The organism is Bradyrhizobium sp. B120 (genome assembly GCF_049075665.1).
Lineage (GTDB): Bacteria > Pseudomonadota > Alphaproteobacteria > Rhizobiales > Xanthobacteraceae > Bradyrhizobium.
Genome location: NZ_CP185242.1, coordinates 8266780 through 8292124, shown reverse-complemented (window position 1 = coordinate 8292124; position 25345 = coordinate 8266780). Strand labels below are relative to the sequence as shown.

The following is a 25345-nucleotide window of genomic DNA, read 5'->3' as shown; positions in this document are numbered from 1 at the left end:
CGCGTCCGGGACACGAGACCCACCAAGGAGCACGGCCATGAACATCATGAACGTCGATTACTCGACCAAGATTCCAAACAACGTGAATCTCGCCGAAGACCGCCAGGTGCTGAAGGCGTTGGAGGGCTGGCATCCCGGCTACATGGACTGGTGGAGCGACATGGGGCCGGAAGGCTTCCAGGAATCGCTGGTCTACCTGCGCACCGCCTACTCGGTCGATCCGCGCGGCTGGGCCAAGTTCGACTACGTGCGGATGCCCGAATATCGCTGGGGCATTCTCCTTGCTCCGCAGGAAGAGAACCGCGTCATCCCGTTCGGTGAAGACTACGGCAAGCCGGCCTGGCAGGAAGTCCCCGGTGAGCATCGCGCGATGCTGCGCCGCCTGATCGTGATCCAGGGCGACACCGAGCCCGCCTCGGTCGAGCAGCAGCGCCATCTCGGCAAGACCGCGCCGTCCCTCTACGACATGCGCAATCTGTTCCAGGTCAATGTCGAGGAAGGCCGCCATCTCTGGGCGATGGTCTATCTCTTGCAGAAGTATTTCGGCCGCGACGGCCGCGAGGAGGCCGACGATTTGTTGCGCCGCCGCTCGGGCGATGCGGATTCGCCGCGCATGCTAGGGGCCTTCAACGAGGCGACGCCGGACTGGCTGTCGTTCTTCATGTTCACCTACTTCACCGACCGCGACGGCAAGATGCAGCTGCACTCGCTGGCGCAGTCGGGCTTCGATCCGCTGTCGCGCACCTGCCGCTTCATGCTGACCGAGGAAGCCCACCACATGTTCGTCGGCGAGACCGGCATCACCCGCGTCGTGCAGCGCACCTGCGATGCGATGACGGAAGCCGGCATCACCGATCCGAACGACATCGCCAGGATCCGCGCGCTCGGCGTCATCGATCTTCCGACCATCCAGAAGAAGCTGAACCTGCACTATTCGCTGTCGCTCGATCTGTTCGGCTCCGAAGTGTCGACCAACGCGGCCAACGCCTTCAACGCCGGCATCAAGGGCCGCTACAAGGAAACCACGATCGAGGACGATCACCAGCTCAAGAGCTCGACCTATCCGGTCATGAAGATGGTGGACGGCCGGATCAAGATGGTCGACGAGCCGGCGCTGACCGCGCTCAACATGCGGCTGCGCGACGACTACACGCAGGATTGCGTCAAGGGCATGCTGCGCTGGAACAAGGTGATCTCCACCGCCGGCATCGACTACAAGCTCGCGGTGCCGAACACCGCCTTCCACCGCCAGATCGGCGAGTTCAAGGACATCCATGCGACGCCCGATGGCCTCCTGATCGACGACGCCACCTGGGCCAAGCGCAAGAACGACTGGCTGCCGTCGACCGCAGACGGCGACTTCATCGCCTCGCTGATGAAGCCGGTGACCGAGCCCGGCGAGTTCGCCTCCTGGATCTCGCCGCCCAAGGTCGGCATCGACAACAAGCCCGGCGACTTCGAATATGTGAGGATCGAGAGCTGATCATCAGCTCGCAGTTCCTCTCCTCCCGGAGGGGCCGAAAAGGGGTAAGCCGAGAAGGTCCTGGCTTGCCCCTTTTCTTTTTTGAGACGTGCGTTGGCTCATGCGATGAAGTGCCAGAACGCGCGCACGCGGACATTACCTTGGCCTCGAGCGGCGACAGTCATGCCGAACTGGGGAGCCGCTTCGGCCAGGCAAACCAGCCGACGACTGCCGATAGCGCTGCCGCGACAAGCGGCGCCACGCCGTGCCCGTATTCGCCGTGGAATGTGACGGTCGCGAGCGCTGCCAACATCACGGTGCAGCCGAGCGCCGCGCCCCATAGCCGCGTCCGTGCCCGCGCCAGCAGAACGGCGGTCGTGAGTTCCAGCGATCCGGTTACGAAATGGAACCAGTACGGGTATCCCCACCGCAGATATTCTTCGTAGATCGACCCAGGGGCGAAGATGTTGCTGAGCGATCCCACGACGAAGAAAGCTGCAAGCGCCAAGGCCGAGGCTTGGCGCCAGGAAATCTTTGACATTTGTCCATCCCTTTCTGATGAGGGCGTCGCGGCGAGACGGCCGGCCACGACGCGTTCATTCCGAAGGAGATGCGAATTTCGGAACAGGTCCGAAAGTCGCATCTCATCGCTGATCCGCGGACCTAAGCCGTGGCGGCCTTCTGGGCCGCCGCGAAGACATCGCGGGGAAGCGTTGTGCCGGCGACGCGCTCCGTGCCCGCTACGCCGAGGTCCATCCAGCCCGCGTTGACGGCGTCGAACACCGCTTCAGCCGGTCCGGTTTGGCCCTTCGGGATGCCGAACTGCTCGAATGCCGCCGGCCAGTCGGCCCGCGGGACAGCGAAGGCCCTGACTTCGCGCTGCATGACATCGCCCAGTTGCGCTGCGACTTCATCCGCACTGATCATCGAACCAAGTTCGATGACGCGATGCCCTGACCACGCCGGGCCCGTCAGCAGCGTCGCCACCTCGGCACCGATGTCGTTCGTCGCGACCATGGTCGATTTCCGGTTGGTCGGGTTGTAGTAGACGGGGAGCGTGCCGCCCTGGGCGACGTGCAGGCCGTAGAGGAAGTTTTCGAAAAAGCCGCCGGCGCGCACAAAGGCGGTCGGCGATGTCAGGTTGCGAAGGCCTTGCTCCAGCAACGACAGGGCCGTGATCATCCCCAGCCCGCTGGTTCTGTTCGCCCCCATCGACGAGAGCCCGACGAGCCGCGGCGGCGCGGCCTTGGTCAGCGCCTCGACATAGTTCGCGATGACGCCCTTGGCTTCCTTGTAGTCCGGCGAGGGGGCCCAGACGGCCGGCAACATGACAAACGCGCCGTCGACGCCCCCGAGCGCCCGCTCGATGGCGGCCGCGTCGTTCCAGTCGCCGTCCACCAGTTCCACGCCCTGGTCCGTCCAGCTTGCCGCCTTAGCGCGGTCGCGAACCAGTGCGCGTACTTTCTTGCCTTGCGCCAGAAGATGCCTGGCCGCCGCGCCGCCGACTTTTCCTGTGATTCCAGTGACTAGAAACATGCGTATTCTCCGGGTACCAAATGGCCTATATTCTAGGGTAGGTCTCACATAGAGACCTCAGGCCTGCCCCGTAAGGAGGCAGTTTTTTGTAACCAGGACAGGAAAAGGGGACCGGCATGAGCGATGCATTGAGCGCGATCGAGCGCTTCAGCCGATATCAATCGGACGACGCCCAGTCAGTGGAACCCGTGCATTGCCCGGTGCGCGACGTGCTCGACTGCATCGGCGACAAGTGGAGCATCCTCATGATCATGACGCTCGCGACGCGACCGCAGCGCTTCGGCGAGCTTCGCCGAGCCATCCGCGACATCTCGAAGCGCATGCTCACACAGACGCTGCGCGACCTGGAGCGCGACGGACTTATCACCCGCCATGTCTTTCCGACCAAGCCGCCGAGCGTTGAATATCGCCTTTCCCCGCTGGGCCAATCCCTGCTGGACCCGATGGCGAGCCTGATCGATTGGGCCGACCGGCGCTATTCGGATATCCATGCTGCGCGCGTCCGCTTTGACGGAGCCCCGTGTGATGTCCCGCGTGCGTGATGTGAAACGAAAGTTCACATCACCGCGTGTATGATGTCAGTCTCGCGGCGTGCTTCAGATGGAGCTGGCAAGAGGTGTAGAAAAAGGCGCCCCGCTGCTGGCGAGGCGCCCTTTGTATGACCAGTGATGCTCTGATGGGCGTGAGAGGCGCGGTCGCTTACCCCGCGATCTCCAGCCCTGCGGTCGCATAGACCACGCCGCCATCGACCGCGATGGTGTTGCCCACCACATAGTCGCCGGCACGCGAGGCGAGATAGATCGCAGTCCCCGCCATGTCCTCGTCGCTGCCGACGCGCTTCGCCGGCACGCGCTTGGCGACTTCGTCGGCGTGGTCGCGCGCGGCGCGGTTCATGTCCGACTTGAAGGCGCCGGGTGCGATCGCGGTGACGTTGATGTTGTCCTTGACTAGGCGCGTCGCCATCCGGCGCGTCAAATGGATCACCGCGGCCTTGCTCGCGGCATAGGAATAGGTCTCCATCGGGTTGACGAAGATGCCGTCGATCGAGGCGATGTTGATCACCTTGCCCGGTTTGTCATGGGTCGCCGCCGCGCGTAGCGGCTTGGCCAGCGCCTTGGTCAGGAAGAAGATCGACTTGACGTTGAGGTCCATCACCTTGTCCCAGCCGCTCTCCGGGAATTCGTCGAAATCCGCGCCCCATGCCGCGCCGGCATTGTTGACCAGGATGTCGAGCTTCGGCTCGCGCTTGATGATTTCAGCGGCGAGCTTGTCGCAGCCCTCGACGGTCGAGATGTCGATCGGCAGCGCGATGCATTCGCCGTCATAGGCGGCGGTGAGCTCCTGGGCGGTGGCCTCGCAGGGACCTGCCTTGCGCGCGGTGATGTAGACCTTGGCGGCACCCTGCGCGAGGAAACCGGCTGCGATCATCTTGCCGATGCCGCGCGATCCCCCGGTCACCAGTGCGACGCGGCCCTTCAGTGAGAACAGATCCTTGAACATGCGCTCCTCCATTGCGTTGCCGATGGTTCTGGGCGCGGCCGGGGATCGAGTCAAGAAGAGGGAAGGGAACGGTAGCCCGGATGGAGCGAAGCGAAATCCGGGGCAGCATTATCCGATGCGAGACCGTCCCGGATTGCGCTTCGCTCCATCCGGGCTACAGGCAGGCGCGTATCACGCCGCGTCGATGCGGCGGAAGCCGTTCCACACCGCGGTGGCGGCGCCGGATGTCAGCACCGGCAGGAGCCGTGCGTCCTGGTAATTGCCGTTCAGCGAGACCCGCTGCAACGCTGTCAGATGGTCGGCGCTTTCGGGAAACAGCATGCCGGGCCGCGTCGTCACCGCGGTCCGGAAGCCGATCGTTTTGGCGAGGGCGAATTCGCGCTGCCCGGCGGCGATCCGGTCGCCATAGGGATAGGCGAGATGCGCGACCTGCCGCTGCAGCGCCTCCTCGATCCTTGCCCGGCTGGTGGCGAGCTCGAACGATGCGACGGTCTCGCTCTGCTTGGCGAGATTGCAATGGGTGATGGTGTGGGCGCCGATGGTGACCAGCGGATCGTCGGCAAAGCCGCGCAACTCGTCCCAGGACATACAGAGCTCGCGCGCGATGCCGGCCTCGTCGACGCCGTGGCGGACGCACAGCGCTGAGATCTCGGCCTGCATCTCCTGCTCGCCCGGCAATGAACGCAGCCAGTCGTGCATGCGGCCGAACGCAACTCGCTTGGCTTGCGGCGTCGCGGTGTCGATCCGCGTCATGACGCCGGCGATCGGCACCTCGATCGCCGACGCTGCCGCGATGATCCGCTCCAGCGCGATCCACCACAATTTGCCGCAGCCCTCGGCGAAATCGCTCGCCACAAACACCGTGAACGGCGCGCCGAACTCGCGCATCACGGGCAGCGCGAAATCGCGGTTGTCGCGGTAGCCGTCGTCGCAGGTGAAGCAGGCGAAGCGCCGCGCGAAATTCCGTTCCGTGAGGCGGCGATGCGCCTCGTCCATGCTGACGACATCGACGTCGAGCGCGCGCAGATGCGTCAGCATCGCACGCAGGAAGTCCGGCGTGACCTCGAGATGATGGTTGGGCTGGAACGCGTCGGCGCGCCGCGGGCGGACGTGATGCAGCATGAAGATGGCGCCGACGCCGGCAAAGATCGGCCGCAGCAGGATGTGCGCACCCGAGAAATACAACGCCTCCATCCCGGCACGGATCACGGTGTTGCGGAGTTGTTTCATGAGGGGCACGGGCTGGCCGATTTGCATTCCGCCGGAAACTTAGCGAAACACCACTGAAGAAACTGTTATCCCGATCCAATATGGCGGCCCCGCCATGGTCTTTGATTCGGCCTTTGATTTGGGGTTTGACAGTCAGCCAAGGGTTTGTTTTCTCTCTGGTTCCAGACCCGCAGGACGCTGAATGCACGGACTTTTCAAGTGGAGTAGCAAGTGGTGGCCGGGGGTGATTCCACTGGTCGTCCTGTGGGGCATCGCGGCCTGGACCTCGACGGGAACGGTCGAGGCGGATCTTGCTGCGCGCTCTAATGCCGCACTCAAGGACACCGTGCTCGACAAGCGCCGCATCAGCGTCGACGGCCGCGACGTGACCTTTGCCGCCAATGCCTTCTCCGAGGACGGCCGCCTCAGCGCGGTGGCGTCGGTCGAGGCCGTGCCGGGCGTGCGGCTGGTCAACGACGAGACCCGCCTCATTGCCGAAGCCAAACCCTTTGTGTGGTCCGCCGAACGCGACGTGGTGCGGGTCACGCTTGGCGGCAATGCGCCGCTGCCGTCGAGCAAGAGCAAGCTGACCGAGGCCGCGAAGGCCAGTCTCGGCGGTGTCGAGGTGGTGGATCAGATGGCGCTCGCACGTGGCGCGCCGTCGCGGTTCGACCCGGCGGCGCTGTTGCTGCTCGACCAGATCGGCAAATTGAAGGAAGGCAAGATCACGCTGACCGACAACAAGGTTGCTCTTGCCGGCATGGCGCGCGAGCTCGGCGGACGCGAAGCGGTCGCGGCGGCGCTGAAGAATCTGCCGGACGGCTATTCGATCGCCGCCAACGACATCAAGGCGCCGCCTTACGTGTTCCAGGCTTACAAGGATCCGGTCGCGGTGACGCTGACGCTGACCGGCTACGTGCCCGACAACAACGTGCATGCCGCGCTGGTCGCCGCTGCCGGCCGCAAGTTCTTCAGCGAAAAGGTCGTGGACAATCTCAAGGCCAGCCTCGGCGCGCCGTCAGGGTTTGCGGCGGCGGTGGTGCCTGCGCTCGGCGCGCTGTCGCGGCTGTCGACTGGGACGCTCGTGGTGTCGGACCGCGAGGTGAAGCTGTCGGGCGATGCGCTCTATGATGCCGCGGCCGGCCAGATCCGCGACGGGCTCGGCAAGGATTTTCCGCAGGGCTGGCAGTACAAGGCCGAGGTCACGGTGAAGCCGGCAGCGGCACCGGTCGATCCGACGGTGTGCCAGCAGCTGTTCTCCGAAATCCTCTCCAAGGGCAAGATCCGCTTCGAGTCCGGCAAGGCCGACATCGTCCCTGACTCCGCCGGTCTGCTCGACCGCCTGATCGAGACCGCGATGCGCTGTCCCAATGCGACGATCGAGGTCGCCGGCCATACCGACAGCGATGGCGAGGAGGCGGCCAACCAGTCCTTGTCGGAACGCCGCGCGCAGGCCGTGGTCGATTACCTCGTGCGCGCCGGACTGCCTGCCAACCGCTTCACGCCGATCGGCTATGGCAGCACGCAGCCGCTCGCCGGCAACGAGAGTGAAGACGGCAAGGCGCAGAACCGCCGCATCGAATTCGTGGTGAAGTAGCGATGACCGTGCTTGCGACATTCTTCTGGGGTTGGCTGCTCGGCGCCGCGCTGCTCGGCTTCGGCATGGGCTGGATCGCGGTGGTGCATCGGGCGCAGGGCGTCTCGAAGATGTGGATGCGCTGGCTCGCGCTGCTCGCCGCCGCGCTGGTCGCGGCGTCGTTCACGCGGGTCGTGCCCGGCCGCTTCGGCTACTGGCTCGATCTCTTCCTGGTCATGTTCGCGCTCTATCTCGTCGGCTGCGCGATCGGCTCCTGGCTGCGCGACTGGGTGGTTTCGCGCAGCAGGCCCGCGAGCTGACCCCCAAACCCTTGACCCAACAGGACTGAGCGGCGCCGCCGAGCGCGGCGTCAGCTGCGCGCATTTTTGCCGCTTGACATCAATACGTACGTACGTATTAAATGATGCCCATGCCAAAACCCTCTCTCCGTGATGCCATCCTCGACGCTGGCCTGAAGGAAATGTTCCGGACCGGCTATCACGGCACCAGCGTGCGCGACGTCACCACGGCTGCCGGCGCGCCGCAGGGCTCGTTCACCAACCATTTCCGCTCGAAGGAGCTGTTCGCGTCGGAAGTGCTCGACCGCTACTTCCTCTATGTCCGCGGCCTCGTCGCCGAAGCCCTCGGCGACACGACGCTGCCGCCGCGCGACAGGCTCCGGCGCTATCTCGATCTCATCACCGGCAAACTCGCGCATGACGGCTTCGCCCGCGGCTGCCTGATCGGCGATTTCAGCCTCGAGGCGTCGGGCTCGAGCGAGATGCTGCGCGAGCAGCTCGACGAGATCTTCCGGGAATGGCGTGCACCGTTTGCGGCCTGCATCACTGAGGCCCAGGCCAAACGCGAGATCGCGTCCGACTTCGATCCCGATGCGCTTGCCGATTTCCTGCTCGCATCCTGGCAGGGCGCGATGCTGCGCATGAAGGTCGAGCGCAGCGCGGCCGCGCTCGAGCGTTTCAAGACGATCGCCTTCCAAACCGTGTTCAAGGAGTTGCAATGACCATGTCTGCCGATATCAGTCTGCATCATCGCCCGGTGCTCGGGACCACGATGGCCTATCGCGAAACCGGACGCAGCGACGCGCCGCACGTGCTGTTCCTGCACGGCAATCCGACGTCATCCTACATCTGGCGCAACATCATGCCGTTGGTGGCGCCGGTCGGGCACTGCATCGCGCCCGACCTGATCGGCTACGGCCAGTCCGGCAAACCCGACATCGCCTACCGCTTCTTCGACCATGCGGACTATCTCGATGCGCTGATCGACGAGCTCGGCATCAGCTCGGCGTATCTCGTCGCGCAGGATTGGGGCACGGCGCTCGCGTTCCATCTCGCAGCGCGCCGTCCGCACCTCGTGCGCGGGCTCGCCTTCATGGAGTTCATCCGGCCGATGTCGACATGGAGCGATTTCGATCCCGATCACGGCGTGCGCGAAGAAACCTTTCGCAAGTTCAGAACCGAAGGTGTGGGCGAGGCGATGATTCTGGAAGGCAATGCCTTCATCGAGCGCGTTCTTCCGAACGGGATGCTGCGCGAGCTGAGTGAGGAAGAGATGGCCGCTTACCGTGCGCCGTTTGCGACGCGCGAGAGCCGCAAGCCGACCCTGATGCTGCCGCGCGAGCTGCCGATCGCGGGCGAGCCTGCCGATGTCGACCAGGCGCTCACCACGGCGCACGCAGCGCTCGCGGCATCGACCTATCCGAAGCTGCTGTTCGCGGGATCTCCCGGAGCCTTGGTGTCGCCCGCCTTCGCCGCGGATTTCGCGGCGAGGCTGCAGCATTGCGCGGTCATTCAGCTCGGCACGGGCGCGCATTATCTGCAGGAGGATCATCCGGAGGCGATCGGGCGCTCGGTTGCAGGGTGGATCGCCGGCATCGAAGCCGTGAACGCGCAACATCTCGCAGCATGAGTGGATGGGAGAGCACGCCATGACCGACCTCTCGATCATTTATTGCCGTCCCTGCGGCTACGAGAAGCGCGCCAGGGAGGCCGCCGCGCTGCTGCGCGAACGGCTCGGGCTCGATCCGGAGCTCGTGCCCGGCAAGGGCGGCGTCTTCGAGATCAAGCTTGACGGCAAAGTGATCGCCAAGCGCGTGAAGGGGCATTTCCCGGATGCCGCCGAAATCGTCACCGCGGTGGCTGCTGCACAGGCATAAAAATCTGCGCAGGCTTGCCTCATCGCCGTCGCATCACCATTGCGGCGGCGATTTCACTGCGCGGGCGCCGCGGCGTCGCTCCTGCTTCCCGTAGTTTCCCGGATGGCCTTGCGCACCGTTCGGCGGGCTAACTGCCGCACGTCGATGTCAAGTCTTGTCGAAGATGGCGAGAAACGCGCATATTTGTGCACCCGCTGTCATGAATCATCCCTAATATCTTGAAGATGCGCGTTTTATTGTCGTTTGACGAATTCCACTCCGGCTTAAAACGCGCTACAGGGGTCGGGGCACAGCGAAGCGCCGGCGGGGTTCGCCCGGGAGCCGTCGTCGCGGGATCGCAATTCGAGGTCTAGATGCTGGAAGCAATACGCAGGGCGATGGCGTTTCTGCGCCAGAAGCAAATCCTGCATCGGCTGGGTGTTGTCATCAGCATCGCCGTCATCGGCATCGCCTGCTACGTCCTGTATCATATGCTGCGCGGCATCGACACCAATGAGGTGCTCGAGGCCATCAAGAGCACCGAGCCGCGACAAATCGCGCTGGCGGGACTGTTCGTCGCAGCCGGCTACTTCACGCTGACCTTCTACGATCTGTTCGCGGTGCGCGCGATCGGCCACGCCCACGTGCCCTATCGCGTCAATGCGCTCGCGGCCTTCACCTCCTATTCGATCGGGCACAATGTCGGCGCCAGCGTCTTCACCGGCGGCGCGGTGCGCTACCGGATCTATTCGGCCTGGGGATTGAACGCGATCGACGTCGCCAAGATCTGCTTTCTCGCCGGTCTGACCTTCTGGCTCGGCAATGCCGCGGTGCTCGGGCTCGGCATCGCCTATCATCCGGAAGCCGCCGCCAACATCGACCAGCTGCCGCCCTGGCTCAACCGGACGCTGGCGTTCGGCATCATCATCGCGCTGGTCGCCTATGTGGTCTGGGTCTGGACCCAGCCGCGGGTGGTCGGCCGCGGTCCCTGGACGGTGACCCTGCCGGGCGGCCCGCTGACGCTGCTGCAGATCGCGATCGGCATCGTCGACCTCGGCTTCTGCGCGCTGGCGATGTACGTGCTGGTGCCGGACGAGCCCAATCTCGGCTTCGTCGTGGTCGCGGTCATCTTCGTGTCGGCGACCCTGCTCGGCTTCGCCAGCCATTCCCCCGGCGGGCTTGGGGTGTTCGACGCCGCCATGCTGGTCGGCCTCTGGCAGATGGACCGCGAGGACCTGCTCGGCGGTATGCTGTTGTTCCGGCTGCTCTACTATATTGCGCCGTTCGTCATATCTGTAATCTTGCTGACGTTTCGGGAGGTTATCGTCGGCGCCCGACTCAAGCGGCTGCCGCAGACTGATTCGGGTCCCCGCGCTGAGCCGCATCATGAGGCGGTTCTGGTCCGCAAGCGTGGTGATTCCGGGGTCTGATGACGCGGCCCGATGCCTCCCGAGGGAAGGTCGATTTGACCGCGCCTGGGCGAGACACGAACCGACGGGAAGAAAGCCGCCGCGATGGCCATTGACGATACGCCGCATTCGATTTTCTCGCCCTGGCCCGACCGCTTGCGCCATTCCGCGCTGATCCTGCTTGCCGCAGCGCTGGCGCTGAGCGTGGTGGTCGCGCTCGGCGAGTTGTCGCTGCTGCGCGCCTGCGTGGTGTTCGTCTGCATCGCGGCTGCGGCGCTGGTGCCATGGCGGCTGCATGATGCCGGCACCTCGCGCGAGGATGTCCGCCACGGCAATCCGGTCGAGGCGACCGCCGTCAGCGCGGTCGTTGCCGGCATGCCGGACCCGGCGGTGCTGCTCGACCGCGCCGGCCGCGTCATCCATCTCAACACCGCCGCGGCCCAGCTGGCGCCGGCGCTGCGCAAGAACGAGCTGGCGCAATTTGCCCTGCGTTCGCCGGAGATTATCACTGCGTTGCGCGAGGCGATCGCGACCACCGAGCCGCGCCGCGCCACCTACTCCGACCACGTTCCGGTCGATCGCTGGATGGAATTGGTGATCACGCCGGTGCCGGTGCCGACCCAGTTCGGCGGCACCGAGAAGTGCATGCTGATGACCTTCCACGATTTGACGCCGCTGCGCCGGGTCGAGGAGATGCGCGCCGATTTCGTCGCCAATGCCAGCCATGAGCTGCGCACGCCGCTCGCCGCCCTGTCCGGTTTCATCGACACGCTGCAGGGGCCGGCGCGCGAGGACGCGCGGGCGCGCGAGCGCTTTCTCGGCATCATGCACACCCAGGCCACCCGCATGGCGCGGCTGATCGACGACCTGCTCTCGCTGTCGCGGGTCGAACTGTCGGCCCATGTGCGGCCCGAGGCGTCGATCGATATCGTGCCGATCATCCGCCAGGTGGCCGACGGGCTCGAGGCGCTGGCCAGCGAGCGCCAGGTCGAGATCGACGTCGACCTGCCACCGACCCCGGTCACGATCGCCGGCGACCGCGAGGAACTGCTCCGCCTGTTCGAGAACCTGATCGAGAACGCCCTCAAATACGGCGCCTCGGGCGGCCGCGTCATAGTGTCGCTCAATCAGACCGTTTCGGGCACATCGGGCGAGGGGAGCCCCGAAATCCGTGTCATGGTACGGGATTTCGGCCCCGGCATCGCCCCGGAGCACCTGCCGCGGCTGACCGAGCGGTTCTATCGGGTGGACGTCGGCGACAGCCGTAACCAGGGCGGAACCGGCCTCGGATTATCGCTGGTGAAACATATTCTTAACCGTCATCGCGGGCGTCTTCTGATCGAGAGCGTGCCGAAGAATGGCGCGACGTTTACCGCCTGTTTTCCCCGGCCGAAGACCCCATTACCGACCCAAAGCTAAGCGTTTTCAGTCACTTAGTGCTGTCATCGAACTGTCATCCAACCTTCGTAAAAGCAGCACCGACCGCTCCTAGATGGACCGGTGTGAGCGCGATCGGGCGCAATTGGCGCTTCGCTCACAAGATGGAGACCACCCCATGAATTTCATCAAAGCAATCGTCGTTGCCGGCATGGTCGCCGCTTCGACGTCGGCCTTCGCTGCCGATATTACCGGCGCAGGCGCGACGTTTCCGTTCCCGATCTATTCGAAGTGGGCTGACGCCTACAAGAAGGACACCGGCAATGGCCTGAACTATCAGTCGATTGGTTCCGGCGCCGGCATCAAGCAGATCCAGGCCAAGACCGTGACCTTCGGCGCGACCGACGCGCCGCTCAAGGCCGAGCAGCTCGAGAAGGACGGCCTCGTCCAGTGGCCGATGGTGATGGGCGCGATCGTTCCGGTCGTGAACGTCGAAGGCATCAAGCCGGGCGATCTCGTGCTCTCCGGCGAAGTGCTCGGCGACATCTATCTCGGCAAGATCACCAAGTGGAATGACGCGGCGATCGCCAAGCTCAATCCGAAGCTGACCCTGCCGGCCGACGCGATCACCGTCGTGCGCCGTTCGGACGGTTCGGGCACCACCTTCAACTTCACCGACTACCTCTCCAAGTCGAACGCCGACTGGAAGTCCAAGGTCGGTTCCGGCACCGCGGTCGAGTGGCCGGTCGGCGTCGGCGCCAAGGGCAACGAGGGCGTTGCCGGTAACATCGGCCAGACCAAGAACGCGATCGGCTATGTCGAATACGCCTATGCCAAGCAGAACAAGCTGACCTACACCGCGCTGGTCAACAAGGCCGGCAAGACCGTGCAGCCGACCGTCGCCGCCTTCCAGGCCGCTGCGTCGAACGCCGATTGGTCCAAGGCTCCCGGCTACTACGTGATCCTGACCGACCAGCCGGGCGAAGCCTCCTGGCCGATCACTGCGGCGACCTTCATCCTGATGCACAAGGACTCGACCGACAAGGCGGCCTCGCAGGAAGCGCTGAAGTTCTTCAAGTACGCCTTCGAGAAGGGTGGCAAGGCGGCCGAAGAGCTCGACTACATCCCGATGCCGGAATCGGTCGTCAAGCTGATCGAGAAGACCTGGTCCTCGGACATCAAGAGCTAAGTCCGACGCTTTGAACAACGCCTGTGCCGCCTCTCAGGGGCGGCACAGGTCGACCGATTGAGGCCCTGGCTTCCATCACCGCGGCAAGAAACGCGGGGCGGGGCCGGGGTTCGCGCCCCGGGTGGCGCAAGCCGGAACGACGCCCGGCCAAATGCGTCAGTGAAGATCGCTTCGGGGCGTAGCGGTTTGCGTAGCTTTCACATAGTAATGAGGGGATTGGCGTGGCAGACATGGCTGTTCAGAGCGATGTGATGGAAGCCGCGGGACCTTACGATCGCGCCAAGGCCCTCAGCGCCTTCAAGCTCGGCGATCTCACCTTCTATTGGATCACCCGCATCTCGGCGATTTCGGTCCTGTTGATCCTCGGCGGCATCATCCTGTCGCTGATCGCCGGCGCCTGGCCGGCGATGAAGGAATACGGCTTCGCCTTCCTCTGGACGCAGCGCTGGGCGCCCTCGGCCGATCCGCCGGTGCTCGGCGCGCTCGGCCCGATCTACGGCACGCTGATCACCTCGGTCATCGCGATGATGATCGCCATTCCGGTCGGCATCGGCATCGCCATCTTCCTCACCGAACTCTGCCCGCAAATGCTGCGCCGCCCGATCGGCATCGCCATCGAGCTACTCGCCGGCATTCCCTCGATCATCTACGGCATGTGGGGCTTCTTCGTGCTGGGCCCGTTCCTGGCCAACACGTTCCAGCCCTTCATGATCAGGATATTCGAGGGCGTTCCGGTGCTGGGTGCGGTGTTCGCAGGTCCGCCGTCCTATCTCAGCCTGTTCAACGCCGCGCTGATCCTTGCCATCATGGTGCTGCCCTTCATCACCGCGATCTCGGTCGACGTGTTCAAGACCGTGCCGCCGGTGCTGAAAGAAGCCGCCTACGGCATGGGCTGCACCACCTGGGAAGTCGTCCGCAGCGTCGTGATCCCCTACACCCGGGTCGGCGTGATCGGCGGCATCATGCTGGCGCTCGGCCGCGCGCTCGGCGAGACGATGGCGGTGACCTTCATCATCGGCAACTCGTTCCGCATCTCGTCGTCGATCTTCGCGCCGGGCACCACGATCTCGGCGGCGATCGCTAGCGAATTCGCCGAGAGCGACGGCCTGCACCAGTCCGGCCTGATCCTGCTCGGCCTCCTGCTGTTCGTGCTGACCTTCTTCGTGCTCGCCGGCGCCCGGCTGATGCTGATGCGGCTTGAAACGAAAGCGGGGAAATAGCGCCATGAACCCGATCTACAAATCCCGCCGCCGCAGCGACATCGTCATTCGCGCACTCTGTGTCGGCGCGGCGCTGTTCGGCGTTACCTGGCTGGCGCTGATCCTGTTCACGCTGGTCTATAACGGCCTTGCCGGCCTCAGCGTGCAGCTGTTCACCCAGAACACGCCGCCGCCGGGCTCGACCGAAGGCGGCCTGCTCAACGCCATCGTCGGCTCGGTCATCATGACGGTGATCGGCGTCGGCATCGGCGCGCCGCTCGGCCTGTTCGCCGGCACCTACCTCGCTGAGTACGGCAAGCACGACAAGCTGACCTCGGTGATCCGCTTCATCAACGACATCCTGCTCAGCGCGCCTTCGATCATCATCGGCCTGTTCATCTATGGCGCGGTGGTGGTGCCGATGCGCGGCTTCTCGGCGATCGCAGGCAGTCTTGCGCTCGCCGTGATCGTGATCCCGGTCGTGCTGCGCACCACCGAGGACATGCTGCTGCTGGTGCCCAATCCGCTGCGCGAGGCGGCCTCCGCGCTCGGCCTGCCGCGTTCGCTGGTGATCAAGCGGATCGCTTATCGTGCCGCCCGTAGCGGCTTGATCACCGGCGTGCTGCTGGCGACCGCCCGTGTTGCCGGTGAGACCGCGCCGCTGCTGTTCACCGCGCTGTCGAACCAGTTCTTCAGCCTGGACCTGACCAAGACGATGGCCAACCTGCCGGTGACCATCAACAACTTCGTGCAGAGCCCCTACGCCTACTGGAAAGAGCTGGCGTGGAGCGGTGCGCTGCTCATCACCTTCACTGTGCTCGCGCTGAATATCGGCGCGCGTATCCTTGGTGCCGAAAGGGCCGCAAAATGACCGAGCTTTCCGTCTCCACAACCGTCGCGAGCCACGTTCCCCAGGTGCCGCTGCCGGAAGCGCCGCCGAAAGTCACGGTGCGCAACCTCAACTTCTATTACGGCGAGCACCACGCGCTGAAGAACATCAACCTGACGCTCGGCACCAACCGCGTCACGGCGTTCATCGGCCCGTCGGGCTGCGGCAAGTCGACCCTGCTGCGCATCTTCAACCGGATGTACGATCTCTATCCGGGCCAGCGCGCGGTCGGCCAGCTGATGCTGGACCAGACCAACATTCTCGATCCCAAGCTCGACCTCAACCTGCTCCGCGCGCGGGTCGGCATGGTGTTCCAGAAGCCGACGCCGTTCCCGATGACGATCTACGAGAACATCGCCTTCGGCATCCGCCTCTACGAGAAGATCTCGAAGTCCGAGATGGACGACCGGGTCGAGAAGGCGCTGCGCGGCGGCGCGCTGTGGAACGAGGTCAAGGACAAGCTGAACGCTTCCGGCCTGTCGCTCTCCGGCGGCCAGCAGCAGCGCCTGTGCATCGCGCGCACCGTGGCGGTGCGGCCCGAGGTGATCCTGTTCGACGAGCCGTGCTCGGCGCTCGATCCGATCTCGACCGCCAAGGTCGAGGAGCTGATCCAGGAGCTCTCCGAGGACTACACGATCGCGATCGTAACCCACAACATGCAGCAGGCGGCGCGCGTCTCCGACAAGACTGCCTTCATGTATCTCGGTGAGCTGATCGAGTTCGACGACACCAACAAGATCTTCACCTCGCCGAGCGATCGACGCACCCAGGACTACATCACCGGCCGGTTCGGCTAGCGCATGATCGGCAAAAGTGGGCACCGGTTTTCCGATCGGATCATGCGAAACTGAGGACACCAAATCATGATCCCCGGGATCATGAGGGAGACAAGCGATGGCTTCTGAACATACCGCCAAGGCATTCGACAGCGACCTGCAGGAGTTGACCCGCCTGGTCGCCGAGATGGGCGGCCTCGTCGAGCGGATGATCACCGAGTCGGTCGACGCGCTGATCCGTCGCGACGTCGCGCTCGGCAAGCGCGTCGTCGCCGCCGACATCGAGATCGACAATCTGCAGCGCGTCATCGAAGAGCGCGCGGTGCTGACGATCGCCCGCCGCCAGCCGATGGCGATCGATCTGCGCGAAATCGTCAGCGCGATGCGCGTCGCCACCGACCTTGAGCGGATCGGCGACCTCGCCAAGAACATGGGCAAGCGCGTCGCGGCGCTGGAAAGCGATTTCCAGCCGCTGAAGCTGATCCGCGGCCTTGAGCACATGACCGACCTCGTGCTGTCGCAGGTCAAGTCGGTGCTCGACGCCTATGCCGCGCACGACCTGCCGGCGGCGATGAACGTCTGGAAGGGCGACGAGGAGGTCGATGCGATCTGCACCTCGCTGTTCCGCGAGCTGCTGACCTACATGATGGAGGATCCCCGCAACATCTCGTTCTGCATCCATCTGATGTTCTGCGCCAAGAACATCGAGCGGATCGGCGATCACGCCACCAACATCGCCGAAACCGTGTTCTATATGATCGAGGGCCAGCAGATCACCGACAAGCGTCCGAAGGGCGACATGACCAACTTTGCCACCACGGTGCCGGGTACCTAGGACATGATCCGCAAGCGCGGAGCCGGATTGTCTTCACGACAAGTCGTTTCCGCGGGGATTATGCTCAGGAAAGTAAGCGTTTCGGTTTGCGTCTGGGCAACGGATCACCACAGAGAGAGAACTTAAACCGATGAGCGCACGCATTCTGGTAGTCGAAGACGAGGAAGCGCTGACGACACTGTTGCGCTACAACCTCGATGCGGAAGGCTACGATGTCGAAACGGTCGGGCGCGGCGACGATGCCGACACCCGTCTGAAGGAGCGCGTTCCCGACCTCGTGGTACTGGACTGGATGCTGCCGGGCCTGTCCGGCATCGAGCTGTGCCGCCGTCTGCGGGCGCGGCCCGAGACCAAGCAGCTTCCGATCATCATGCTGACCGCGCGCGGCGAGGAGAGCGAGCGCGTGCGCGGGCTTGCCACCGGCGCCGACGATTACATCGTCAAGCCGTTCTCGGTGCCCGAACTGCTGGCGCGGGTGAAGGGCCTGTTGCGCCGCGCGAGCCCGGAGCGGCTTGCGACCGTGCTGACTTACGGCGACATCGAGCTCGACCGCGAGAAGCGCCGCGTGGCGCGCTCGGGGCGTCCGATCGATCTCGGTCCGACCGAGTACCGGCTGCTCGAATTCTTCCTCGAGCACCCTGGCCGCGTGTTCAGCCGCGAGCAGTTGCTCGACAGCGTCTGGGGCCGCGACATCTATATCGATGAGCGGACCGTCGACGTGCATATCGGCCGCCTGCGCAAGCTGCTCAATCCGGGCCGCGAGCAGGATCCGATCCGCACCGTGCGCGGCGCCGGCTACGCACTCGATGACCGCTTCGCGAAGGCCGAGCCGCAGCCGTAAGGCCGTGCGGTAATCACAAGCCGCAACACCCTGTCGTCCCGGCGAAGGCCGGGACCCATACGCCGCGGCGGGCGCAATCGGCACGCGGCTAGACGACTTTCTAACAACACCCATTCGTGGTTATGGGTCCCGGCCTGCGCCGGGACGACGCTGGCGGCTGTATCCGGGCTACGAGCCACAAAAAAATCCCCGCTTTCGCGGGGATTTGTTTTGTAGTCCAGGCAGTTTCCCGAGTGCTTACTTGATCTGTGGCTTCGCCGACGGCCGGCGGCGATCGGCGGCGGGCTGGTAGGCGACGCGCGAGTGATGCGCGCAATAGGGCAGGCCGGCGAGTGCCTTGCCGCCGCAGAAGAAGAATTCCGGGCTCGAGGGATCGCCGACCGGCCAGTGGCAGGTGGCCTCGTTGAGCTCGAGCAGCGACAGCCGCTGGCTCATCGGCACCACGTTGTCGAAGGAGATCGGATCGGGCTCCATCTCGACCTCGAAGGCGTGCGCAAGCGCGGTGTTGCCGCGCGAGACCGGGCGCGCCACCCGCATCATATGCTGGGCGGGGCGCGCCTTGCGCTGCCGCGGCGCAGCCGTGGAGGGGGCCTTGGCGCGGCCGGAGAGGCCGAGCCGATGTACTTTGCCGATCACGGCGTTTCGCGTCACATTGCCAAGTTCCGCCGCGATCTGGCTGGCCGAGAGGCCGGATTCCCAGAGCTTCTTCAGCTGCTCGACGCGATCGTCGGACCATGTCAATAGAGTCATCACATTCTTCCTTTCGCATGGCGCCGGCCACTCATCGGAGCGGCGCTGCGAGCCAATCTGGACAAATATCCCTGCGGCCAGAATCCCTTAGCCCTCGCCGGGCACGGTGTTGCGCCCGAACGTTTACAGGAGACACGAAGGCTACTTAGAGGGTCCAGTACTGCCGCACGAGATGTCGTACCCGACAGGCCAAACGCTACAATATGGCGTGACTCTGGCGCAAGAGTCCGCGGCCGTGCGTCCACATGTTCCCACAAAGTTAAGCATTGCTATGAGGCTTTTCCACCGCACCGGAATGCTCCGGATTGCGCCGGTTTCGCATTGCAGGAAGGCCGGCAAAGGCCGGCTCCTGGCGATTGACACTGACCGGCCGCCGCATAGAATGACCCGCACGTGCCGCCCGCAAAGGCGGCCGTTTTGTTTTCCGAAGCTGGCGGTTGCTGCGTTGGCGTCAAGGCGCGCAGCAATTGACGGCTTCAAACCGGCAGTGAACGCCATGACCAACGCCTCGTCGCATCTGCTCCCCGTCTTCGCCCGGGTCGATCTCGGCTTCGAGCGCGGTGAGGGCGCCTGGCTGATCGCAACCAATGGCGACCGCTATCTCGATTTCACCTCCGGCGTCGCGGTGAACGCGCTCGGGCATGCGCATCCGCATCTGGTCAAGGCGCTGCAGGAGCAGGCGACCAAGCTCTGGCACATGTCGAACCTGTTCAAGAGCCCGGACGGCGAGGTGCTTGCCGCGCGGCTGTGCGAGCAGAGCTTTGCCGACTTCGTGTTCTTCTGCAATTCCGGCGCCGAAGCGATGGAGGGCGTGATCAAGCTGGTCCGCCACCACCACTTCTCCAAGGGCCATCCCGAACGCTACCGCATCATCACCTTCGAAGGAGCCTTCCATGGCCGCACGCTCGGCACGCTGGCTGCGACCGGCTCGGCGAAATATCTCGAGGGCTTCGGCCCGCCGATGGACGGCTTCGACCAGGTGCCGCACGGCGACATCGAGGCGGTGAAGAAGGCGATCGGCCCGCACACCGCCGGCATCCTGATCGAGCCGGTGCAGGGCGAGGGCGGCGTGCGCTCGGCGCCGCAGGCGTTCTTCAAGGCGCTGCGCGCGCTGTGCGACGAGCATGGCCTGCTGCTCGCATTCGACGAAGTGCAGACCGGCATGGGCCGCACCGGCGAGCTGTTCGCCTACAAGCGCACCGGCGTCACGCCGGACGTGATGTCGCTGGCCAAGGCGCTCGGCGGCGGTTTCCCGATCGGCGCGGTGCTGGCGACCGCGCCGGCTGCGGCCGGCATGGCGCCGGGCTCGCACGGCTCGACCTTCGGCGGCAATCCGCTCGCGGTCGCCGCCGCCAATGCCGTGCTCGACGTCATGCTCAAGCCCGGCTTCTTCGAGCACGTGCAGAAGATGTCGCTGCTGCTCAAGCAGAAGCTCGCTTCCGTCGTCGACCGCTATCCCGGCGTGCTGTCGGAGGTGCGCGGCGAGGGCCTGTTGATCGGCGTCAAGGCGGTGGTGCCGTCGGGCGATCTGATCGCCGCGCTGCGCAACGAGAAGCTGCTCACCGTCGGCGCCGGCGACAATGTGGTGCGGTTCCTCGCGCCCCTGATCGTGACCGAGGCCGAGATCGACCAGTCGATCACGGCGCTCGAGCACGCCTGCTCCGTGCTATCGGCGCCGCAGCCGAAGAAGGCGGCTGGATAATGAGCAAGCCGGTCCGTCATTTCCTCGACATCAACGAGCTGCCGCTCGCTGAGCTGCGCAACATGCTCTCTGCCGGAGCCGCCATGAAGGCGAAGCTGAAGGCGCATGAGAAGGGCAGGAAGCCGCTCGAAGGCAAGACGCTGGCGATGATCTTCGAGCGCCCGTCGACCCGCACAAGGGTGTCGTTCGACGTCGGCATGCGCCAGCTCGGCGGTGAATCCATCATGCTGACCGGCGCCGAGATGCAGCTCGGCCGCGGCGAGACCATCGCCGACACCGCGCGCGTGCTGTCGCGCTATGTCGATGCGATCATGATCCGCATCCTCAACCATGACGCGCTGCTCGAGCTCGCCGCTCATGCCACCGTGCCCGTCATCAACGGGCTGACCCGGCGTTCGCATCCCTGCCAGGTGATGGCCGACCTCATGACCTATGAGGAAAACCGCGGCTCGATCGAGGGCAAGACGGTGGCCTGGACCGGCGACGACAACAACGTGCTGGCCTCCTGGGCGCACGCCGCCGAGCGCTTCAAGTTCAATCTCAACATCGCGACCCCGCCGGAGCTCTCGCCGAAGAAGCCGATGCGGGACTGGATCAAGGCCACCGGCGCGCCGATCATGCTCGGCACCGATCCGGAAGCCGCCGTGCGCGGCGCCGACTGCGTCGTCACCGACACCTGGGTGTCGATGGGCGACAAGGAGGGCGAGCACCGCCACAACGTGCTGAAGCCCTATCAGGTCAATGCCAAGCTGATGTCGCTCGCCAAGCCGGACGCGCTGTTCATGCACTGCCTGCCCGCGCATCGCGGCGAGGAGGTCACCGACGAGGTGATCGACGGGCCGCAATCCGTGGTGTTCGACGAGGCGGAAAACCGCCTGCATGCGCAGAAGGGCATCCTGGCCTGGTGTTTCGACACGGTCGCGTAATTGTAGGTCACTAACGTTGTCGTCCCGGGCAAGCGCAGCGCGACCCGGGACCCATAACCATCGCTGCCAGTTGTTGTGAAGGCTGGGGCTCCAGCTCGATGCAGCAACTGACATCGGTGGTTATGGGTCCCTGCTTTCGCAGGGACGACGGATAGATCGGTTCTGCTGAACCCCTTTATTTCATGGTCCGAGACCCCAGATAGAGCGCCATGGTTTCACAATCCCCCGACATCAAAATCCAGGCCGAGACGCCCATTCGCGCGCCCTCGGCGGTTCCTGTCGACGATGCCGTGCTGGCCTTCGAGGTCGGCGCGCTGGACTTGCGCGGCCGGCTGACCCGGCTCGGCCCCGCGCTCGACGAGATCCTGCACAAGCACGATTATCCGCCCGCGGTCGGCAAGCTGCTCGGCGAGGCCATTGTGCTGACCACGCTGCTCGGCTCCTCCGTCAAGTTCGAGGGCCGCTTCATCCTGCAGACCCGGACCGACGGTCCGGTCTCGCTCCTGATCGTCGATTTCCAGGCGCCCGACCGGCTGCGTGCCTATGCGCGCTACGATGTGGCGCGCCTCAAGGATGGGCAGAGCTCGGGTGAGCTGCTCGGCAAGGGCCACCTTGCGATGACCATCGATCAGGGCGCGAACACCAGCCGCTACCAGGGCCTGGTCGCGCTCGACGGCGGCGGCCTCGAAGAGGCGGCCCACGAATATTTCCTGCGCTCGGAGCAGATTCCGACCCGGGTGCGGCTCGCGGTCGGCGAGGAGATGCGCGGCGGCGAAGGCGGCAAGCTGCACTGGCGCGCTGGCGGCATCCTGCTGCAATTCCTGCCCAAGGCCCCCGAACGCGCCAAGCAGGCCGATCTGCATCCCGGCGATGCGCCGGAAGGTACGGCCACGCACAGCGTGCCGGATGACGATGCCTGGGTCGAGGGGCAGTCGCTGATCTCCACCGTCGAGGATGTCGAGCTGATCGATCCCGATCTCTCCGGCGAACGGCTGTTGTACCGCCTGTTCCACGAACGCGGCGTGCGCGTCTTTAATCCGCAAACGCTCCGCGCGCAGTGCTCCTGCTCGCGCGATGCGGTGTCGTCGATGCTGAAGAGCTTTGCGCCGAACGATCGCGCCGAGATGGTCAAGGACGGCAAGGTGGTCGTGACTTGCGAGTTCTGCTCGTCGGTCTACGAATTCACCCCGCAGGAAGCCGGCGTCGAGTAGGCGGAAAACCGCCTACGAGGCCCGGTAACCAGGCCTGTCAGCTCAGCAAGGTTCGGGTCTTGCCGGCGGCGTCGTAGATTTCGATCTGAAGCATCGGATAAGCCGCCTTCAGTTGTCGGCCAGACGTTTCAGCAGCCTCGGCGGTGTCGAACTCCGACTTGAACTGTTTGTCGACAATGATCACGAAGCCTTCGGTAGGAGGCCGGTCGGCGCGCAGCGGCTTCTTCGGCTCTGGTTCGTCAATGGAGAGCAGGGATTTCTTCGTCGTCATGGGAATCCTCCTGGATCGATCTCAACTCAGTCGGTGAAACGCGGGCGGCAGGGTCTCGCGCACGAGCCCGCTCAGATTCAAGGTCTCCCCGCTGTCGGTGATATCCGAGAACAGTACCTCGACATAGGGATGCTGGCGGTTGAACGCAGCACCGCGTTGGTATTTTGCACTGACGATCCGCTCGATCGCCGCCAGGTTCAGCCTGCCGAGTGCGTTGTATTGATCGCGGAACAGGCTTTGATGTCCGCCGCGGTGCTCGACAGACTCGGCCCAGATGTCCATCACCTTGCGGCCGATGAATGCCTCGATCCGTTCATTTCCATCACGGGCGAGAAGTCGCAGCCCGTCCATGCTGTGCGGTCCGTCATCGACGTCCAATTGGGTAAGTGACACGGTGAATCTCCTGTTGTCGTCGTTGGCTCACATCGGCAGTCCATCGGGGACTGCACCTCCTTCATTGTCCCATCGCGACAAAGCCGCAGCGCCAGATTTCGCGTCCTGACGCGCCTCCAGAATCTTGTCGCGACCGGCATCATCCTTGTGCTTGTGCAGGAAGCGCGCGATCTGCCCGCGCAGCGCAGACGTCTCCAACAATTTTCCGACCGATCCGGCGGTGTCGAAGATTTCCCGCTGCAGCGCCTTCGGCAGCACGTTCCATTGCATGATAATGGCCGCGCCGAGACACCGCAGAACGTATTCCTCTTCGGCGGCAAGGGCGGCGCCGCGAGAGCGGTCCTGCTCCGCAAGGTTTATTGCGTTGTCGAAATTGTCCGCCAATCCCTGCTCGTTATCCGCGAGCGAAGCGAGCCGATCTTGCTGCTCTTGAAACTTGCGGCTTTCGCCCTGACTGCTCGAACGCTTGATCAGTTCGCCGTATGCGGCTGCCTTGGTGCGGTACTGCTGAGATTTAAACATGGCGGGCCCTTTCCTTGGAGGTCTCCGCGCATTCCGACCAATCTCGATGGCTGACGAGGACTGATTTGTATATGGGAGGCAAACGGTCGAATAACGAGCACCGAGGCCACAAATCACCGGGCACAAGCCAATCGGATGGCGCGCGTGAATATCTGCACCGCGACAACGTTCGCCGCGGTCGCCAGTTCCTGAAGCACAGTTGGAAGCAATGTCGAAGCCGTCGCTTGGTGAGAGGCGACCGGAGGCCAGGCCCCGGTGGCATCGGAGGAATGGCGGCCTGAGCCGGCCCCGTACCGGGGCTTTCTCGTCAAGAGTCAGCTCGGGGTTCGCAGGCCGGGTGATGTCAGCCAATCACTGATGTGCGAGGCGGTTTCGACCAGCCGGGCCTTGCGAAGCATCGCGTCGCGCTGAAGGCCGGGCAGGAATGGCTTCGCAGCATCTCCTGTCCTCACGGCTTCCAACGCCGGCAGATCATGAGGTGGCGGTTCAGGCTGGCTGTGTTGGGCAATCGGCATAAAGCTCTCCTGGTTACTGGCGGGAGCTTGCAGCACTCTCAGTCACCGGTATCGGCCAGAGGCGGAGCAGTGATCACCGCAGTAGATACCCCTTACGTCCGGTAGTCGACTCAATTCGCAGTCGGAGGGGAGCATATCCAGACTTCGGCGTGCGTTCGGGACGTCGGCTATGCGGTTGACGAAGTAAGAGAAGCCAATGGTGCGTCGAATGTGTAAACGAGACCGGTCGGCTCATAGCTTAGCTGCACGTCGCCGCGCAGCTGCCTGCCGAGCGTTTCGATCAATTGAGTCCCGAAACTGCGCCGTTCCGGAGGGTGGACTGCCGGACCGTTCTTCTCGGTCCATGTCAGATGCAAGCGCTGTGTTGGTTGATCCAGTGTCCAACTGATATCGATCCGCCCCTGTGGGGCGGACAGGGCGCCGAACTTTGTGGTGTTCGTGCAGAGCTCGTTGAGCGTCATTGCGATGGCAATGACGGCGCCCGACGTCATGCGAATACCGGGTCCCGAAATCGAGAATTTCGGCTCATCCGGATTGTTGAAGGCTTCGGTGGCGCCGCGGACGACGGTGCCGAGATCCGCGCTGCTCCATCTTGCCTGCAGCAGGACATCGTGCGCCCGCCCGAGCGCCAGCAACCGGCCCTCGATGGCGTGCTGCGCATGTTCGACCCCTGCCAGGTTGCGCAGGCTCTGCGAGACAATGGCACCGACGGTTGCGATCGTGTTCTTGATGCGGTGGTGCAGCTCCTCGAGGATCATCCTCTGCAGCTTGTCGGCCGCTTCGCGCTCCTTGGCGTCGATGCCGGCTGCGGTCAGCAAACTCTGGGCATCGATCGCGGCCTGCGCGAGCAGAAGCCGAAGGCTGACATTCTCTTCCGCCACAAGGTCCTGCTGCGGTGCCAAGTTGCTTGCAGCACCCGGGTCTGTGCGGAGGTCGGCTGGAGACATCACCGACCGTATCATCATAAGCTGGCCTTTCGGCGAATGTTTTCTGCGCAATCGGGCGAATCTGGACGTATCCGGCACGAAAAACCCGAGCGATTGCCCCGATCCGTGCCGAGTGGGCTTGTCATTCGACAGCGGAGTAGCCACCTGATCAGCAG

27 protein-coding genes are annotated in these 25345 nt (G+C 64.4%); 18 read left to right on the top strand and 9 right to left on the bottom strand.

All coding sequences use genetic code 11. The features are described from left to right. Positions 1-46: 46 nt before the first annotated feature. On the top strand, positions 47-1483 hold the full coding sequence (gene boxB, locus ACOIX3_RS38470; protein ID WP_420971897.1) for a benzoyl-CoA 2,3-epoxidase subunit BoxB: 1437 nt from the start codon (positions 47-49) through the stop codon (positions 1481-1483). Positions 1484-1643: 160 nt separating this feature from the next. Here boxB and ACOIX3_RS38465 read toward each other — a convergent pair whose 3' ends face one another. Both ACOIX3_RS38465 and ACOIX3_RS38460 read right to left on the bottom strand, forming a co-directional pair. Beyond that, complete coding sequence (locus ACOIX3_RS38465) at positions 1644-2003, bottom strand: DoxX family protein (protein ID WP_420967178.1); 360 nt, start codon at positions 2001-2003, stop codon at positions 1644-1646. Between the two features lie 122 nt (positions 2004-2125). After that, the gene (locus tag ACOIX3_RS38460; RefSeq protein WP_420967177.1) at positions 2126-2998 is read right to left on the bottom strand and encodes an NmrA family NAD(P)-binding protein; all 873 of its coding nucleotides are present in this window, start codon (positions 2996-2998) and stop codon (positions 2126-2128) included. 116 nt (positions 2999-3114) lie between these two features. On the opposite strand from ACOIX3_RS38460, the gene ACOIX3_RS38455 reads away from it, so the two are divergent. Next, positions 3115-3540: a winged helix-turn-helix transcriptional regulator gene (locus ACOIX3_RS38455; RefSeq protein WP_420967176.1), complete on the top strand. Its 426-nt coding sequence runs from the start codon at positions 3115-3117 to the stop codon at positions 3538-3540. Positions 3541-3697: 157 nt separating this feature from the next. On the opposite strand, the gene ACOIX3_RS38450 is transcribed toward ACOIX3_RS38455, so the two are convergent. Beyond that, entirely contained in the window at positions 3698-4498 is an 801-nt protein-coding gene (locus ACOIX3_RS38450; protein WP_420967174.1) for an SDR family NAD(P)-dependent oxidoreductase, read from the bottom strand. A gap of 171 nt (positions 4499-4669) precedes the next feature. Further along, positions 4670-5728, bottom strand: coding sequence for a polysaccharide deacetylase family protein (locus ACOIX3_RS38445; RefSeq protein ID WP_420967172.1), 1059 nt, complete (start codon positions 5726-5728; stop codon positions 4670-4672). 181 nt (positions 5729-5909) lie between these two features. On the opposite strand from ACOIX3_RS38445, the gene ACOIX3_RS38440 reads away from it, so the two are divergent. The 13 genes from ACOIX3_RS38440 (at position 5910) to phoB (ending at position 17953) form a co-directional block, all read left to right on the top strand. Then, a complete protein-coding gene (locus ACOIX3_RS38440; RefSeq protein WP_420967171.1) occupies positions 5910-7304 on the top strand; it encodes an OmpA family protein in 1395 nt (464 codons plus the stop codon). 2 nt (positions 7305-7306) lie between these two features. After that, positions 7307-7603 carry a hypothetical protein gene (locus tag ACOIX3_RS38435; protein ID WP_420967170.1) on the top strand — a complete coding sequence of 99 codons (297 nt, stop codon included), beginning with the start codon at positions 7307-7309 and terminating at the stop codon, positions 7601-7603. Between the two features lie 110 nt (positions 7604-7713). Then, positions 7714-8304, top strand: a complete 591-nt coding sequence (locus tag ACOIX3_RS38430; RefSeq protein WP_420967169.1) for a TetR family transcriptional regulator C-terminal domain-containing protein — start codon at positions 7714-7716, stop codon at positions 8302-8304. Next, entirely contained in the window at positions 8301-9212 is a 912-nt protein-coding gene (locus tag ACOIX3_RS38425; protein WP_420967168.1) for a haloalkane dehalogenase, read from the top strand. Before ACOIX3_RS38430 ends, ACOIX3_RS38425 begins: the two co-directional genes overlap by 4 nt. A gap of 19 nt (positions 9213-9231) precedes the next feature. After that, positions 9232-9459 (top strand): SelT/SelW/SelH family protein, encoded by a 228-nt coding sequence (locus ACOIX3_RS38420; protein WP_420967167.1) that lies wholly within the window; start codon positions 9232-9234, stop codon positions 9457-9459. A 353-nt stretch (positions 9460-9812) separates the two neighbouring features. Then, positions 9813-10868, top strand: a complete 1056-nt coding sequence (locus tag ACOIX3_RS38415; RefSeq protein ID WP_224943987.1) for a lysylphosphatidylglycerol synthase domain-containing protein — start codon at positions 9813-9815, stop codon at positions 10866-10868. Positions 10869-10952: 84 nt separating this feature from the next. Beyond that, positions 10953-12266, top strand: coding sequence for an ATP-binding protein (locus tag ACOIX3_RS38410; protein ID WP_420967166.1), 1314 nt, complete (start codon positions 10953-10955; stop codon positions 12264-12266). A 136-nt stretch (positions 12267-12402) separates the two neighbouring features. Continuing rightward, positions 12403-13413, top strand: coding sequence for a phosphate ABC transporter substrate-binding protein PstS (gene pstS / locus ACOIX3_RS38405; protein ID WP_342726120.1), 1011 nt, complete (start codon positions 12403-12405; stop codon positions 13411-13413). A gap of 230 nt (positions 13414-13643) precedes the next feature. Then, complete coding sequence (gene pstC, locus ACOIX3_RS38400; RefSeq protein WP_420967165.1) at positions 13644-14633, top strand: phosphate ABC transporter permease subunit PstC; 990 nt, start codon at positions 13644-13646, stop codon at positions 14631-14633. A gap of 4 nt (positions 14634-14637) precedes the next feature. Then, a complete protein-coding gene (gene pstA, locus ACOIX3_RS38395) occupies positions 14638-15483 on the top strand; it encodes a phosphate ABC transporter permease PstA (RefSeq protein WP_092123044.1) in 846 nt (281 codons plus the stop codon). Continuing rightward, complete coding sequence (gene pstB, locus ACOIX3_RS38390) at positions 15480-16298, top strand: phosphate ABC transporter ATP-binding protein PstB (RefSeq protein WP_029079896.1); 819 nt, start codon at positions 15480-15482, stop codon at positions 16296-16298. The genes pstA and pstB overlap by 4 nt, the downstream gene beginning before the upstream one ends. Before the next feature lie 97 nt (positions 16299-16395). Beyond that, positions 16396-17112: a phosphate signaling complex protein PhoU gene (gene phoU, locus ACOIX3_RS38385; protein WP_050403109.1), complete on the top strand. Its 717-nt coding sequence runs from the start codon at positions 16396-16398 to the stop codon at positions 17110-17112. Positions 17113-17242: 130 nt separating this feature from the next. Beyond that, positions 17243-17953: a phosphate regulon transcriptional regulator PhoB gene (gene phoB, locus ACOIX3_RS38380; RefSeq protein ID WP_016844067.1), complete on the top strand. Its 711-nt coding sequence runs from the start codon at positions 17243-17245 to the stop codon at positions 17951-17953. A gap of 237 nt (positions 17954-18190) precedes the next feature. Here phoB and ACOIX3_RS38375 read toward each other — a convergent pair whose 3' ends face one another. Then, the gene (locus tag ACOIX3_RS38375; RefSeq protein ID WP_420967164.1) at positions 18191-18703 is read right to left on the bottom strand and encodes a GcrA family cell cycle regulator; all 513 of its coding nucleotides are present in this window, start codon (positions 18701-18703) and stop codon (positions 18191-18193) included. A gap of 496 nt (positions 18704-19199) precedes the next feature. Between ACOIX3_RS38375 and ACOIX3_RS38370 the strand changes: the two genes are divergently transcribed. The 3 genes from ACOIX3_RS38370 to ACOIX3_RS38360 all read left to right on the top strand — a co-directional run bounded on the left by ACOIX3_RS38370 (position 19200) and on the right by ACOIX3_RS38360 (position 22542). Continuing rightward, positions 19200-20405 (top strand): aspartate aminotransferase family protein, encoded by a 1206-nt coding sequence (locus ACOIX3_RS38370; protein ID WP_420967162.1) that lies wholly within the window; start codon positions 19200-19202, stop codon positions 20403-20405. After that, positions 20405-21331, top strand: a complete 927-nt coding sequence (gene argF / locus ACOIX3_RS38365; protein ID WP_342726122.1) for an ornithine carbamoyltransferase — start codon at positions 20405-20407, stop codon at positions 21329-21331. The genes ACOIX3_RS38370 and argF overlap by 1 nt, the downstream gene beginning before the upstream one ends. 209 nt (positions 21332-21540) lie before the next feature. After that, on the top strand, positions 21541-22542 hold the full coding sequence (locus tag ACOIX3_RS38360; protein ID WP_176533928.1) for an Hsp33 family molecular chaperone: 1002 nt from the start codon (positions 21541-21543) through the stop codon (positions 22540-22542). A gap of 37 nt (positions 22543-22579) precedes the next feature. On the opposite strand, the gene ACOIX3_RS38355 is transcribed toward ACOIX3_RS38360, so the two are convergent. The 4 genes from ACOIX3_RS38355 to ACOIX3_RS38340 form a co-directional block, all read right to left on the bottom strand. Then, positions 22580-22813, bottom strand: a complete 234-nt coding sequence (locus ACOIX3_RS38355; protein WP_420967160.1) for a hypothetical protein — start codon at positions 22811-22813, stop codon at positions 22580-22582. 21 nt (positions 22814-22834) lie between these two features. Then, entirely contained in the window at positions 22835-23206 is a 372-nt protein-coding gene (locus ACOIX3_RS38350; RefSeq protein ID WP_420967158.1) for a signal transduction histidine kinase, read from the bottom strand. Positions 23207-23233: 27 nt separating this feature from the next. After that, the gene (locus ACOIX3_RS38345; RefSeq protein WP_420967157.1) at positions 23234-24079 is read right to left on the bottom strand and encodes a hypothetical protein; all 846 of its coding nucleotides are present in this window, start codon (positions 24077-24079) and stop codon (positions 23234-23236) included. A 331-nt stretch (positions 24080-24410) separates the two neighbouring features. Continuing rightward, positions 24411-25190, bottom strand: a complete 780-nt coding sequence (locus ACOIX3_RS38340) for a sensor histidine kinase (RefSeq protein ID WP_420971896.1) — start codon at positions 25188-25190, stop codon at positions 24411-24413. Between the last annotated feature and the right edge of the window lie 155 nt (positions 25191-25345).